13 protein-coding genes and 1 tRNA gene are annotated in these 14,185 nt (G+C 72.1%); 4 read left to right on the forward strand and 10 right to left on the reverse strand.

Features of this window, described 5'->3' with window-relative positions:
* Positions 1-82: 82 nt before the first annotated feature.
* Positions 83-2,320, reverse strand: a complete 2,238-nt coding sequence (locus ACIBJE_RS16595) for a cellulose binding domain-containing protein (protein WP_396748968.1) — start codon at positions 2,318-2,320, stop codon at positions 83-85.
* Positions 2,321-2,730: 410 nt separating this feature from the next.
* Here ACIBJE_RS16595 and ACIBJE_RS16600 point away from each other — a divergent pair, with 410 nt between their 5' ends.
* A complete protein-coding gene (locus tag ACIBJE_RS16600; RefSeq protein ID WP_396748970.1) occupies positions 2,731-4,179 on the forward strand; it encodes a pyridoxal-dependent decarboxylase in 1,449 nt (482 codons plus the stop codon).
* Positions 4,180-4,345: 166 nt separating this feature from the next.
* Here ACIBJE_RS16600 and ACIBJE_RS16605 read toward each other — a convergent pair whose 3' ends face one another.
* Genes ACIBJE_RS16605 through pyk form a run of 3 tightly spaced genes read right to left on the reverse strand, consistent with a single transcriptional unit; the run spans position 4,346 to position 7,188 of the window.
* Entirely contained in the window at positions 4,346-4,813 is a 468-nt protein-coding gene (locus ACIBJE_RS16605) for an RrF2 family transcriptional regulator (protein ID WP_396748972.1), read from the reverse strand.
* Positions 4,814-4,864: 51 nt separating this feature from the next.
* Complete coding sequence (locus ACIBJE_RS16610; protein WP_396748975.1) at positions 4,865-5,743, reverse strand: acyl-CoA thioesterase; 879 nt, start codon at positions 5,741-5,743, stop codon at positions 4,865-4,867.
* A complete protein-coding gene (pyk, locus tag ACIBJE_RS16615; RefSeq protein WP_396748978.1) occupies positions 5,740-7,188 on the reverse strand; it encodes a pyruvate kinase in 1,449 nt (482 codons plus the stop codon). The genes ACIBJE_RS16610 and pyk overlap by 4 nt, the downstream gene beginning before the upstream one ends.
* A 322-nt stretch (positions 7,189-7,510) precedes the next feature.
* Between pyk and ACIBJE_RS16620 the strand changes: the two genes are divergently transcribed.
* Positions 7,511-9,106, forward strand: a complete 1,596-nt coding sequence (locus ACIBJE_RS16620) for a GMC family oxidoreductase (protein ID WP_396748980.1) — start codon at positions 7,511-7,513, stop codon at positions 9,104-9,106.
* A gap of 91 nt (positions 9,107-9,197) precedes the next feature.
* Here ACIBJE_RS16620 and ACIBJE_RS16625 read toward each other — a convergent pair whose 3' ends face one another.
* The 5 genes from ACIBJE_RS16625 to ACIBJE_RS16645 form a co-directional block, all read right to left on the reverse strand.
* On the reverse strand, positions 9,198-9,764 hold the full coding sequence (locus ACIBJE_RS16625; RefSeq protein ID WP_396748983.1) for a hypothetical protein: 567 nt from the start codon (positions 9,762-9,764) through the stop codon (positions 9,198-9,200).
* 166 nt (positions 9,765-9,930) lie between these two features.
* Complete coding sequence (locus tag ACIBJE_RS16630) at positions 9,931-10,776, reverse strand: lipase family alpha/beta hydrolase (protein WP_396748985.1); 846 nt, start codon at positions 10,774-10,776, stop codon at positions 9,931-9,933.
* 194 nt (positions 10,777-10,970) lie between these two features.
* Positions 10,971-11,513, reverse strand: coding sequence for a dihydrofolate reductase family protein (locus ACIBJE_RS16635; protein ID WP_396748987.1), 543 nt, complete (start codon positions 11,511-11,513; stop codon positions 10,971-10,973).
* A gap of 1 nt (position 11,514) precedes the next feature.
* A complete protein-coding gene (locus tag ACIBJE_RS16640; protein ID WP_396748989.1) occupies positions 11,515-12,336 on the reverse strand; it encodes a TerC family protein in 822 nt (273 codons plus the stop codon).
* 204 nt (positions 12,337-12,540) lie between these two features.
* Positions 12,541-12,975 (reverse strand): hypothetical protein, encoded by a 435-nt coding sequence (locus tag ACIBJE_RS16645; protein ID WP_396748991.1) that lies wholly within the window; start codon positions 12,973-12,975, stop codon positions 12,541-12,543.
* A 309-nt stretch (positions 12,976-13,284) separates the two neighbouring features.
* Here ACIBJE_RS16645 and ACIBJE_RS16650 point away from each other — a divergent pair, with 309 nt between their 5' ends.
* Complete coding sequence (locus ACIBJE_RS16650) at positions 13,285-13,473, forward strand: hypothetical protein (protein ID WP_088982964.1); 189 nt, start codon at positions 13,285-13,287, stop codon at positions 13,471-13,473.
* A gap of 72 nt (positions 13,474-13,545) precedes the next feature.
* Here the strand turns inward: ACIBJE_RS16650 and ACIBJE_RS16655 are convergent, their stop codons facing one another.
* Complete coding sequence (locus ACIBJE_RS16655) at positions 13,546-13,860, reverse strand: hypothetical protein (RefSeq protein WP_143740299.1); 315 nt, start codon at positions 13,858-13,860, stop codon at positions 13,546-13,548.
* Between the two features lie 187 nt (positions 13,861-14,047).
* Here ACIBJE_RS16655 and ACIBJE_RS16660 point away from each other — a divergent pair.
* Positions 14,048-14,179 (forward strand) — tRNA-OTHER (locus tag ACIBJE_RS16660).
* The last annotated feature ends 6 nt before the right edge of the window (positions 14,180-14,185 follow it).

The following is a 14,185-nucleotide window of genomic DNA, read 5'->3' on the forward strand; positions in this document are numbered from 1 at the left end:
CGGGTGGGCCACCGGACCGACCGGGCGGCTCCCCCGGTGTCCCGCCGCCCGGACGGGGCGGGCGGGACACCGGGAGGGCGGGTCAGCGCGGGTAGACGTTCGGGGCTGGCGGGGTGGTCATGCCGTCGCCGATGAAGAAGCTCGGGTGCGGCGGCTGGTTGTAGGCGGTGTTCTGCCAGGCGACGGCGGTCCGGTACTGCGGGTCGTGCATCAGGGTGTGGATCCGCGTGCCGGTCGGCGTCGGGGTGCTGTAGATGCGCAGCGCGGTGTTGTCACTGGTTCGCCAGACGACCTCCTCGCGCCAGTCGCCGAGGATGTCGCCGGACAGTGCCGGGGTGGACTTGGTGCCGTTGTTGGCGGCGACGCCGCTACCGGTGAGCAGCCGGGTGTCGCCGCTGGTGCCGTACTTGTCGATCCGGGTGGCGTCGAGGAGCTCGCGGACCGGGTCGCCGTCCCACCAGGCGAGGAAGTTCGCCGAGGACGGTTTGCGTCCGACGTTCTGCCCCCGGGTGTTGGCGATCCCGCTGGCGGCCGACGACCAGGACTCGGCTCCGGGGCTGCCGGCCCAGATGTCGCCGGAGACGCCCCGGCCGTTGTCGCCGGACGCCGGGGTGGACCAGATGATCTGACCGGTACGGGCGTCGGCGAAGTACGAGCTGGGCTTGCTGGCGTCCTCGTCGACCTTGAAGACCTCCAGGCCGGCGCGGGCCGGGTCGAGGTCACCGACGTGCAGGGCGTCCCCGTGACCGTAGCCGGTGGAGTGGAGCAGCCGGCCGTTGTCGTCGATGGTGGCCGCGCCGTAGACGATCTCCTGGCGGCCGTCGGCGTCGACGTCGGCGACGGAGAGGTTGTGGTTGCCCTGGCCGTGCGCGGCACCGTTGCCGCTGGCGTTGGAGTCGAACGTCCACCGCCTGGTGAGGGTGCCGTTACGGAAGTCCCAGGCGGCGATGACCGCGCGGGTGTAGTAGCCCCGCGCCATGATCAGCGATGGACGCTGGCCGTCGAGGTAGGCGGTGCCGGCGAGGAACCGGTCGACCCGGTTGCCGTAGTTGTCGCCCCAGGAGGAGACGTTCCCGCGCGGCGGGTCGTAGTTGACGGTGGAGAGGACCGCGCCGGTACGGCCGTCGAACATGGTCAGGTACTCGGGGCCGGCGAGGACGTAGCCGCTGGAGTTGCGGTGGTCGGCGGAGGAGGACCCGACGACCTGGCCGGTGCCGGAGCGGGTGCCGTCGGCGGTCTTCATGGCGATCTCGGCGCGGCCGTCGCCGTCGTAGTCGTACACCTGGAACTGGGTGTAGTGGGCGCCGGCCCGGATGTTACGGCCGAGGTCGATGCGCCACAGCCGGGTGCCGGTGAGGGTGTACGCGTCGACGAACACCGGGCCGGTGTAGCCGCTCTGCGAATTGTCCTTGGCGTTGGACGGGTCCCACTTGAGCACGATCTCGTAGCGACCGTCGCCGTCGAGGTCACCGACGGAGGCGTCGTTCGCGGCGTACGTGTAGGCCTCACCCGTGGGGGTCGTGCCACCGGCCGGCGGCTGGATCGGCACGTCGAGGTGACCGTTGGCGAACTGGAGCGCGGGTGCGGACGCGGCCTGCTCGGTGCCGTTCACCACGGCCCGCACGGTGTACGAGGCCCCGGCGGCGGCCCCGCTGTCGAGGTGGTTGGTGGCGCCGGTGATCGGCGCGCCGTTCACCTTCGTGGCGCCGCGGTAGAGGTTGAACGCCACCCCGGAGGTCTCGGTGCCGAGCAGCCGCCAGGAGACGAGGTTCCCGTTGCCGGAGCGGACGCTGATCAACCCCCGGTCGAGGTCCTCCACCTGCTTGGCCCCGGCCGGGGGCGTGGTGGGTGGCGGTGTCGTGGGCGGGGGTGTCGTCCCGGGCGCGGTGGTGGGGGTGGTGGCGCCGGTGCAGGTCGTGCCGTTCAGCGCGAAGCTCGCCGGGGCCGGGTTGCCGGCGTCGTTCCACGAGGCGTTGAAGCCGAAGGTCGCGGTGCCGCCGGTGCCGATCGCGGCGTTGTAGCCGACGTCACGGGCGGTGGCCCGGTCGCCGGACTGGGTGACCGTGGCGTTCCACGCCTGGGTCACCTGCTGGCCGGCGGTGAAGGACCAGGTGAGGGTCCAGCCGGTGACCGGGTCGCCGAGGTTGGTGACGGCGACGTCGGCGCCGAAGCCGCCACCCCACTGGTTGGTCACGCGGTAGTCGACCCGGCAGCCGGCGGCGGCTGCCGAGGCGACCACGGTGGTCAGGGTGCCGGCGGCGAGGGCACCGGCGGCGGTGGCGGCGAGCAGGGCGGTGCGGGTCGTCCGGGTACGCGTCATGCGGGGCCTCTCGGGGAGGTCGGAGCGCACGGTGGCGTCGCCGTCGGCCTTGCCCGGTCGACGGTGGCCTGCCGCGCTGCGGTCCGGCCGAGGAGGAACCCGGCCGGGAGGGGAGGCTCCACGCACGATGGACGATAGAAGACCACACCGTGCGGCACAACACCCGGCTGCCAAGCGGGGCAAGCTGCCCGAAACACGATCTTCACACCGGCTTCACCCACGGATGGCGGGGGTCGCCTAACGTTGGTTCCGGTGGTGGTAGGGCATCCCCGGTCGGGACGGGTCGGGGGTGCTGCGGTGTGGTGCACCGGGCCGGAGCTGTGCGGATTCCGCGGCTGCGGCCCGGTGCCTGCCGTTGGGGCACGTCACACACCCTTGCCTCCGGTCCGGATTGTTGGTCGACTCGTCGGGTGGCAGCTCACATGGACCCCGAGGAGTTCCGCCGCGCCGGTCACGCGGTGGTGGACTGGATCGCCGACTACTGGTCGTCGCTCGACGCGCGACCGGTGACCTCGCAGAACCCACCGGGAACGGTCGCCGCCGCGCTGCCCGCCGCGCCTCCGACGGTCGGCGAGCCGATCGAGGCGGTGCTCGCCGACCTCGACACGGTGGTCGCCCCGAACCTCACCCACTGGCAGCATCCCGGCTTCTTCGCGTACTTCCCCGCCAACACCAGCGGCCCGAGCGTCCTGGGCGACCTGGTCAGCTCGGGGCTCGGCGTGCAGGGCATGCTCTGGGCCACCGGGCCGGCGTGCACCGAGCTGGAGACCCGGATGCTCGACTGGCTGGCCGGGCTGCTCGGCCTGCCGGAGCGGTTCCACTCGTCCGGCCGGGGTGGCGGGGTGATCCAGGACTCGGCCTCCTCGGCGACCCTGGTCGCCACCCTGGCGGCGCTGCACCGGGCCGGTAAGGGCCGGTGGCGGGCCGTCGGCGTCGACCGCCGCTACCGCGCGTACACCTCCACCCAGGGGCACTCCTCCATCGAGAAGGCGGCCCGGATCGCCGGCCTGGGCGACGAGGGGGTGCGTCCGGTCGAGGTGGACCCGGCGACGCAGGCCATGCGCCCGGCGGCCTTGCGTGCCGCGATCGAGGCCGACCTGGCCGCCGGCGAGGTGCCGGCGATCGTGGTGGCGACGATCGGGACCACCTCCACGGCCGCCGTGGACCCACTGCCGGAGATCGGCGCCATCTGCGCCGAGTACGGTGTCTGGCTGCACGTGGACGCGGCGTACGCGGGAGCGGCGGCGGTCTGCCCGGAGCTGCGCTGGTCGCACGCGGGTCTGGAGTACGCCGACTCGTACTGTTTCGACCCGCACAAGTGGCTGCTCACCGGCTTCGACTGCGACGCCTTCTGGGTGGCCGACGCGGCGGAGCTGGTCGAGGCGCTGACCGTGCTGCCGGAGTACCTGCGCAACGCCGCCACCGAGTCCGGGGCGGTGATCGACTACCGGGACTGGCAGGTGCCGCTCGGCCGCCGGTTCCGGGCGTTGAAGCTCTGGTTCGTGCTCCGCTTCTACGGCGTCGAGGGACTGCGGGCGCACATCCGTTCCGGGGTGGCGCTGGCCGCCCGGTTCGCCGACCGGGTCCGCGCCGACGACCGGTTCGAGCTGACCGCACCGCACCCGTTCTCGCTGGTCTGTTTCCGGCTACGGGCCGGGGACGAGGCGAACGCCGCGCTGCTGGAGCGGGTCAACGCCACCGGTCGGGTGTACCTCACGCACACCCGGGTCGGGGGCCGGTACACGCTGCGCCTAGCGGTCGGCTCCCCGCAGACCCGCCAGGAGCACGTCGACGATGCCTGGGATCTGCTCCGTGCCACGGCGGACAGCCTGCTCGCCGGAGACACCCCGGCACGGTGAACGCGCGGCCCGCCGGACGGGGCCGGCCGCCGGCCAGGGCTGAGCGGGACAGGCTGAGCGAGGAGCGGGTCATCCGGTGGCCGCCCGCCGCGCCGTCGCCGCAGGTGTGGCACACCGGGGGACGCTGTGGAGCTGCCCGCACGAACGGGGCGCGCAGAGGTGCGGTTCAGCTCCAGGCGCTGGGGTCGGCGGCGAGCTGGTTGATCCGCTCGGGCAGGGTCCCGGTGGCCACGTCGGCGATGGTGACCAGTTCGAGGATCTCCCGCTCGCTGGCGCGCAGGGCGATCCACACCTCCTGCAACGACCGCGCCGCACCGTGGTACCCGACCTGTTCCGGGCGCTGCCCCCGGACGTGTGCCAGCGGACCGTCGATCACCCGGATCACCTCGGCGAGGGAGATCTCGGCCGCCGGCCGGGCTAGCCAGTAGCCGCCCTCCGGGCCGCGCTGGGCGTGCACGACGCCGCCCCGGCGCAGTTGCAGCAGGATGCTCTCCAGGAACTTCGGCGGGATGTCCTGCGCCCGGGCGATCTGTTCGGCGGTGACCGGTCGGGTCCGTCCGGTGGCGTCCCCGGCGACCGATGCGAGTTCGGCGGTCGCGCGCAACGCGTAGTCGACCCGGGCGGAGAGGCGCATGTCGGAGAGGTTACCGGCCAGTCGGAGCGGCTCGCCGGTCGCCCCGGCTGGTCACCCCTCGACCCGGCGCAGCAGCCCCTCCTGTACCGCGCTGGCGATGTGCCCGCCGTCGGTGGTGAACATCCGACCGGTGGCCAGTCCCCGGCCACCGGAGGCCGACGGGCTCCAGCAGTCGTAGAGGAACCACTCGTCGGCCCGGAAGGGTCGGTGGAACCAGAGCGCGTGGTCGAGGCTGGCCCCGACCACGCCGCCGGGCCCCCAGACCTCACCGTGCACCGACAGCACCGAGTCGAGCAGGGTCAGGTCGGAGGCGTACGTCAGGGCGCAGGCGTGCAGCAGCGGGTCGTCGGGGAGCTTGCCGTCGATGCGCATCCAGACGCGCTGGTGCGGGTCCGGGGGCCGGTCACCGGGGCGCACCCAGCCGGGCTCGCCGACGTAGCGCACGTCGATCGGGCGGGGGATCATCGCCCAGATGCCGAGCCGCTCGGGGTAGCGGGCGAGCCGGTCGGTCATGGTGGGGACGCCGTCGGGGCCGGGCACGTCCGGCGGGGTGGGGGCCTGGTGGTCCAGCCCCTCCTCCCGGTGCTGGAACGAGGCCGACATGAAGAAGATCGGCTTTTCGTGCTGGTAGGCCACCGACCGGCGGACCGAGAAGGAACGTCCGTCACGGACGTTCTCCACCTGGTACTCGATCGGCTCGCTCGGGTCGCCGGGGCGGACGAAGTAGCCGTGCAGCGAGTGCACGAACCGCTCCGGGTCGACCGTGCGGCCGGCGGCCACCAGGGCCTGACCGGCGACCTGGCCGCCGTACACCCGCTGCGGACCGACCGGGGGGCTGATCCCCCGGAAGGTCGTCGCGCCGGTCGGCGCGAGGTCGAGGACCTCCAGCAGTTGGTCGACGGCGGCCTGGCCGGTCAGGACGTCGGTCACTGCAACGCCCGCGCCGAGGCCGCGTCCACGAGCGAGCCGAGCTGGTGCACCCGCAGCGTGTTGGTGGAGCCGGGCGTGCCGGGCGGGCTGCCGGCGACGATCACCACGTAGTCGCCCGGGTTGGCCCGGTTGAGGCCGAGCAGCGCCTGGTCGACCTGGCGGAACATGTCGTCGGTGTGCTCGACGAACGGCATCAGGAAGGTCTGCACGCCCCAGGAGAGGGCGAGCTGCCGGTAGACCTCGGGGACCGGGGTGAACGCGAGCAGCGGCAGGTCGCAGTGCAGCCGGGAGAGCCGCTTCACGGTGTCACCGGTCTGCGAGAAGGCGACCAGCGCCTTCGCGCCGATGGCCCGGGCGATCGAGGACGCCGCCGAGGTCAGCGCGCCGCCGTGGGTACGCGGGTCGTGCTGGAGCCGGGGCACTGCGAACGAGCCGGCCTCGGTGGTGGTGACGATCTTCGCCATGGTGCTGACGGTCAGCACCGGGTACTTGCCGACGCTGGTCTCGCCGGAGAGCATCACCGCGTCCGCGCCGTCGAGCACGGCGTTGGCGACGTCGGACGCCTCGGCCCGGGTCGGCCGCGAGTTCTCGATCATCGAGTCGAGCATCTGGGTGGCCACGATGACCGGCTTGGCGTTCTCCCGGCAGAGCTGCACCGCCCGCTTCTGCACCAGCGGGACCTGGTCCAGCGGCAGCTCGACGCCGAGGTCGCCACGGGCGACCATGACACCGTCGAAGGCCAGCACGATCGCCTCAAGGTGGTCGACCGCCTCGGGCTTCTCGACCTTGGCCAGCACCGGCCGCTGCACGCCGACCTCGCTCATGATCGCGTGGACGAGCTTGATGTCCTCGGCCGAGCGGACGAAGGAGAGCGCGATCATGTCGACCCCGAGGCCGAGGGCGAAGCGGAGGTCCTCGGCGTCCTTCTCCGACAGGGCCGGCACGCTGACCGCCACGTTCGGCAGCGAGACGCCCTTGTTGTTGGAGACCGGGCCGCCCTCGGTGACCAGGCAGCGGATGTCGTTGCCGGTGACGTCGGTGACCTCGACGGCGACCCGGCCGTCGTCGATCAGCAGCCGGTCGCCCGGCTTCACCTCCTGCGGCAGCTTGCGGTAGGTGCAGGAGACGCGGTCCTTGGTGCCGAGCACGTCGTCGCCGGTGATCACCACCGAGTCTCCGGTGCGCCACTCGTGCGGCCCGTCGGCGAACCGGCCGAGGCGGATCTTCGGGCCCTGGAGGTCGGCCAGGACGGCGACCGGACGGCCCGACGCCTCGGCGGCCTCGCGGACCAGCCGGTAGACGGCCTCGTGGTCGGCGTGGCTGCCGTGGCTGAAGTTCAGCCTCGCCACGTTCATGCCCGCCTCGACCAGCCCGCGGATGCGTTCCGGCGAGGCGGTGGCGGGACCGAGAGTACAGACGATCTTCGCGCGGCGTGTCACGCCCATCAGGCTAGTCTCTCCCCCGGGCCGGGCTCGGGGCCGACCCTCTTGCAGAATGCGGAACAGTTCTCCAACGACGCGCGGGGCGCGTCTGGCCGGTGGGCGACGCCGCACCGGGACGTTGAGGTGGCGGGCATCGGCGACCGCGCGCCCGGAATCGTACTCCTCGCCGCCGCCCTTCGCTGGCTCGTCCCTCGGCCCGGCGGGATCGGTGTCCGGATCGCCACCCCCGGCCCGGACCGATGACGGACGGTGACCGACCCCCCGCCGCCGGGTGAGCGACCGACCGGCTACCGTCTGATCCATCGATCAGGACCGGGGGTCCAGTGTGGAAGAGTTCGACTACATCGTGGTCGGCGCGGGCACGGCGGGCTGCGTGCTGGCGCACCGGCTCAGCGCGGACCCGGCGACCCGGGTGCTGGTGGTCGAGGCCGGTGGCTGGGACAGCAGCCTCTTCGTCCGGATCCCGAAGGGCTTCTCCAAGCTGATGGACGACCGGAACACGGCCTGGCACTACCCCGCCACCACTCCCACCGGGCAGCGCGAGGTGTGGCAGCGGGGGCGGCTGGTCGGGGGCTCCAGCTCGATCAACGGCATGATCTACGGCCGGGGCGCCCCGGCCGACTGGGACGCCCTGGCCGGCCGGGGCAACCCCGGCTGGGGCTGGGACGCGATGCGCCCGGTGTTCCAGCGGATCGAGGACAGCCCCTACCGCGCGGCGGGTGCCGGCGCCGACGGCCCGCTGCGCCTGTCCACGGCGGTCGGCACGAACGAACTCTGCGAGGAGATGATCGACGCCGGGGTTCGGCAGGGGCTGCGCCGCACCGACGACCTCAACGACGGCGACGACGAACGGATCGGCTACACCACGGCGACGATCCGGGACGGCCAGCGGGTCAGCGCCGCCCACGCCTTCCTGCACCCGGTGCGCGACCGGCCGAACCTGACCGTGCTGGTGCGGACGGTGACCCAGCGGGTGCTGGTGACGGCGGGTCGGGCGGTCGGGGTACGGGTGCACCGGGCCGGGCGCAGCGTCGACCTGTACGCCCGCGCCGAGGTGATCCTCGCGGCCGGCGCGATCGCCAGCCCACAGCTGCTCCAGCTCTCCGGGATCGGGCCGGCCGACACGCTACGGGCCGCCGGGGTGGCCGTGCTGGAAGACCGGCCCCGGGTCGGCGCCGGGATGCGGGAGCACCGGATGATGGCCCTCCAGTACCGGCTGGCCGGCCAGATCGGGTACAACCCCCTGCTCAACAACGTCCTCGGGCAGTCGCTGGCGGCGATGCGCTGGCTGGTCGCCAAACGGGGACCGCTCGCCCTGCCGGTGCACGACGTGGCCGCCTACCTGCGCTCGACGCCGGAGCAGGACCGGCCGGACGCGCACCTGCTGATGGCCCCGTTCTCGGCTGCCCCGCCCCGGCCGGGCCGGGCGCTGGAGCTGGAACGGGAGGCCGGGCTGATGTGCCTCGGCGGGGTGACCCGACCGGAGAGCGAGGGCAGCCTGGAGATCACCGGCCCGGCCCCGGCGACCCCGCCCCGGATCGTCATGCGCTACCTCACCGACCCGTACGACCGGTCGGTGGCGGTGGCGACGTTCCGCCGGATGCGGGAGTTCTTCGCGACCGGGCCGATCGCCCGGCGGATCGTGACCGAAACGCTGCCCGGCCCGGCCGTCCGCGGTGAGCGGGAGATCCTCGACGCGGCACTGTCGCACGGCTACTGCGGCTACCACGCCGTCGGCACCTGCGCGATGGGCCCGGACGACGCCGACGTGGTCGACGCGGACCTGAGGGTGCGCGGGGTGGACGGCCTACGGGTGGTGGACGCCTCGGTGCTACCGGTGCTGGTGTCGGGCTGGATCAACGGCCCGGTGGCCGCGCTGGCCTGGCGCGCCGCCGACGTGATCCTGGGCGCCCGCGTCTGAACCGGACTCTCCACGCCGGCGGCGCTCCGTGGCGTGCCCCGTCCGCCCGCCCGGGTCAGCTACCTGCCGACCCGGGCGGGCGGACGGGCGCTCAGCACCGCACCACGTGGCTGGAGCTGTACTTCCAGGTCAGGGTCACGTAGGAGTACCACTCCCAATGCCAGTAGCGGAACGTGGCGGTCGGGGTGATTCCCTGGGTGGGGACCCAGCGTTGCCCGACGTACCGCTCGGTGACCGACGAGATCGGCGACGTTATGTCGGAGCTGCTGGTGCACTGGGGGGTGCCGGAGGCACCGGTCGCGGTGAGCGTCGTGCTGGAGACCAGGCCGTTGGCCCAGTTGCAGGTGGCCACCAGGCTGTTGCGGTAGTACAGGACGGACGACCCGCTCGGCTGCTGCGCCATCCAGTACCGGTAGGTGAGGCCCTCGTTGCTCCGGGATCCGATGAACGTCCAGGTCGTACCGATCGACGGGTTGGCGGGGTTCGGCTCGTAGAACCCGTTCGACGAGCAGAACGGGGAGGACAGTACGCCGGGTCCGGCGGACGCGGGGGCCGCCACCAGCGTGGGGACGGCCAGCCCGAGGACCAGCCCGAGGATCAGGAGCAGGGTGGGTGGGCGACGGCGGGGACGGGAAGCGAACAGGACCTGGGGGGACATGGGTCACCTCCGTGAAGGGGTTGCCGGCTCGGCTCGGCGGTGTGGCCGCCGGCTCGACTCCGACGCCGGATTCGCTACGAGGAGGGTACGGTTCTCCCGCCTCGGCGGGGCCTGCTGACGGTGATGCGACAGCCGGCCGGCGGGTACCGGCCGACAGACCTGCGGGTCAGACCGCGAAGCAGTTCGGGGTGATCGCCCGGTCGGCGAGCGCGTCCTGGATGACGGTGTACGTGGTGCCGTCGAGCACCAGTCCGAGGTGCCCGACGATCCGTAGCGGGCAGGGGGTCTGGATCAACACGTTGGTGGCCCCGTCGGCGAGGGTCGCGTTCTGGGTGGGACGGACCAGTTCGTCCTGGAGGGTCCGGATGGTGGTGTAGCGGACCGGGCCCGGCGTGTCGTCTCCGGCGTTCAGGTCGTTGAGGAACGCCGACCCGATGGTCATCTGCTGGCAGGCCACGATGCCGATGCAGTCGCCGAGGCCGAGGAACTTCGCGATGTCGGCGATGTAGGTGCCGTAGTGCGGGCTGCCGAGGGTGATCAGCCGGCCGACCGAGCCGGTGCCGCCCAGATACTTGAGGTAGTAGCGGGAGACGAGGCCGCCCTCCGAGTGGGCGACCAGGTCGACCCGGGCCGCGCCGGTGGCGGCACGCACCTGGGCGACGTACCCGCTGAAGGAGCGGGCGGAGGCGGCGATGTCCCCGAGCCCGAGGCCGGGAAGCTGGTAGATGCTGACCCGGTGACCGTCGCCACGCAGTCGGGCGGCGAGCGGCTCGTAGGCGATGGCGACCCCGGAGAGGCCGCCGACGACGATCACCGGATTGGTGGCGGACGCGCCGACGCCGCTGGAGGCGGTGCTGCTCACGGTGGTGTTGGTGGTCGCCGCTCCGGCCCCGGCGGATATCGGGGCGGGTGCCGCGTCACGTGTCGGCGCGGGGGCGGCGGTGGCGGCGGTGGCCGGCAGCAGGATCGCGGCGGCGGCCGTGGCGGTGACGAGGATCTTTCGGAGCAGCATGGCTGCGCCCTCCGTGGGGGTGGTCCCGGTGGTGGCGGGAGGCGGGCGGGGCGTCCGATCGATCGTGGACACATGATGCCCGCATCAATTCGCAGCCGTCAATGAAAAGTTACGAGCGGGTAATGAGGAAGTCTCCGGGCAGCACGAAGGGGTCGCCCCGATCCGGGGCGACCCCTTCGTCGTAACGCGACCGCTCAGCGCACCACGCGCATCCACAGGTTGGTGACCGGCGGAGCCTCGGTGACGCTGATCGGTTCGAGCCGGACGGTCGAGCCGCCCGGGTGGTCGAACAGCCGCACCCCGTCACCGAGCAGCACGGGCGTGACGGAGACCAGCACCTCGTCCAGCAGGCCGGCGGCGAGGCACTGCCGGGCGACGTCCGCGCCGAGGACGTTGACGTACCCGTCGCCGGCCGCCTCCCGCGCCCGCGCGACGGCCGTCGCCGGGTCGGTGACGAAGGTGACGCCGGGCACCGGGTCGGCCGGCGGATGGTGGGTGAGCACGAACTGCGGCCCCTCCCAGCCGCCGCCGAACGCCTCCCCCTCCCCCGGCAGATCGCGGTACGGGTCGTCGCCGCCGAAGGTCCGCCGGCCGACGAGCAACGCGCCGGTACGCGCGGCGACGTCGTCCACCGTCGGGTTCGGGCCGAGGTACGGGGTCAGCCAGGACATGTCACCGCCCACCCCGGCGATGAACCCGTCCGTCGACATCGACGCCGAGTACAGCAGCTTCGCCACGTCAGCCCTTCGGGGCCGGATCGGTCGCCGTACGGGCCTGCGGGACCGCCGTCGGGGTGGCGGCGGCCTGCCCGTTCTTGACGTACGTCGGGTGCAGGTGCACCGGCTTCCCGTCCTCGCGCTTCTGCTTGGACCGGACCCGCAGGTTGAGGAACTCCACGAAGATCGAGAAGGCGATCGGACCGTACACGTAGCCCTTCGGGATGTGCTGGTCGAAGCCCTCGGCGATCAGGCTGGCCCCGATCAGCAGCAGGAACGACAGGGCCAGCATCTTGACCGTCGGGTGCCGGTTCACGAAGTTGCTGACCGCGCCGGCCGAGACCAGCATGATGATCATCGCGATGATCACCGCCGCCACCATGACGATCAGCTCGTCGACCATGCCGACCGCGGTGATCACCGAGTCGAGCGAGAAGACGATGTCCAGGACGAGGATCTGCGCGATGACCGCGCCGAACGAGGCGGCCTTGCCCGACCGGGCGTGGTCGGCGCCCTCCAGGTGCTCGTGGATCTCGTACGTCGCCTTGCCGAGCAGGAACAGACCACCGACCAGCAGGATCAGGTCCCGTCCGGATATCTCCTGGCCGAGGACGGTGAACAGCGGCGCGGTCAGGCCGATCACCCAGGACAACGAGGCCAACAGGATGAGTCGGGTGATCAACGCCAGAGAGAGCCCGATGGTCCGCGCCCGGGCCTGCTGGTGCTCGGGCAGCCGGCCGGACAGGATCGAAATGAACACCACGTTGTCGATACCGAGCACGATCTCCAGCAGGAGCAGGGTCGCGAACGCGATCCACAGCTCGGGGCTGGCCAGAAACTCCATCTCACCCTCGACTTCCTGATCACCGCCGGGTCGTCCGCCCGGTCCAGGCGGATCCTGTCATGCGGTGTCGGGCTACGTCTGCACGGCGCGGCCCGACACCGTGCCGGCCCCCTGTACCCCGGGTGGATCGACGTCAACCGACCGGACCACGACGTCGACGACGGACGGCGCGCCACTCCGGGCAGCGCCACCCGTTTGTTCACGTCAGGTGAGCGGATCGACCCCCGTGGCGACGGCCAGCAGGTCCGGCTGGCCACCGACCGCCGCGTCGAGCAGGACGTCGACCGCGACACCGGGCGTGACCAGCCAGAACGCCTCCGTCGCACCGACCAGGCCGGGCAGCTCGCCGTGGCGGAACTCGGTCAGCGCCCACTCGGCGGGGTCGCGCTCGTGGTATTCGGCGAGGAAGTCACGCAGGTCGGCGAGGGTGGCGAGGCGCTCGCCGCGCAGGACGTGCACCCGCAGGTCGACCCGGGCACCCTCGGCGGTCTCCCGCTCCCACACCCGGGAGGCGAACCGGACGTCGTCCCACTCGGTGGCGAAGTCCGACACCAGGTCACCGACCCCGGCCGGCACGTGGCCGATCCGGAACCCGGCCAACTCCCCGCCGGACCGCCCCCCACCACCGGATCCACCCACGCCCGCCTCCGCTCCCACCGTCAATCTTGGACAGTTACCGTCCCCTCCGAACGGTAGCTGTCCAAGATTGACAATCGGGCGTCACCCGACCAACGGCACGGGGTCGCCGGCGGTCTGCGTGGCACCCGAAGGGCGTGCGGACGGACCATCCCGGCCATCCCGGACGGCGTGAGCGGTTACCGTGCAGAGACGGCTTCGACGGAACGGCCCTGACCAGCCGAAACGTTTCGTGCTGGTCGGTTCGGAACAGTTCCCCCACCGAGACAGTGGGGAACGGGTGTACGCGGACTGAAGGACAAGGTCGCACTCGTGACGGGAGGTGGATACCGCCCCGAGCAGGTGGGTTCCGGCCTCGGTCGATCCATGTGCGTGGAGCTCGCCTGGGAGGGGGCGAAGGTCGTCGTCTCCGACCTCTCCCTGGCAAACGCCGCGAGCGACGACGCGTCCTTCATCCACGGCCACACCATCCCGGTGGACGGCGGCTCGCCGATCAGGTGACGCAACCGCCCGCCGGGTCGACAAGGACTGGCTCGTCCTCGTCGACCCCTGACCGGTCCGTTGCTCGGCGTCCTACGGTTGGTAGCAACCGGAAAGGTTGCTCTGGGGAACCCAGCCGTCCTGCCAGGGTGCTTCGGCCCCGTGCCCGTAGATCCACATGACGCCCGAGCCGGTGTCGCTGCCGATGCCGTGCGACCGGAACCCGCGTCCGGCGGTCAGCGTACGCAGCACGGTGCCGTGCTCCGAGGCGCGCAGCCACGTGTTCTGGTTGAGGACGCAGATGACGCCGGTGGGGTCCTCGCTGGCCGACGCGGGCGAGGCGACCGCCGCGCCACTGGCGAGCACCAGGCTCATCACCATCAGTACGCGCAGGAGACCGTTTCTCACTACTGTCCTTTCTCGACTGTTTCAGCTCGGCGTGAATTGTGCCTCAGCCACCGCCCGCGGCTGTCTCCGACCTCGGCGAGCAGCTCGTCCGCCTGCCCCCGTACGGCCAGCAGTCGGGCGGCGGATGTCCCCGGGCGGCGATTACGCGATAGCCAGGCCGACCCGACCGGTGCGATGATCGACACCTGGGTCGTTAGCTCAACTGGATAGAGCATCCGACTGAGTAGCGCGTCCGTTCTCCGCTCCTGCGGTCATGGAGGCGCTTCCTTCTTCTCCTTGTTGGATCGGAAGGTTCGGGGTTCGAGTCCCCGGCGACCCACTCTGC

Origin of the sequence: Micromonospora sp. NPDC050187 (assembly GCF_044459745.1) — a bacterium.
Classification (GTDB): Bacteria; Actinomycetota; Actinomycetes; order Mycobacteriales; family Micromonosporaceae; genus Micromonospora.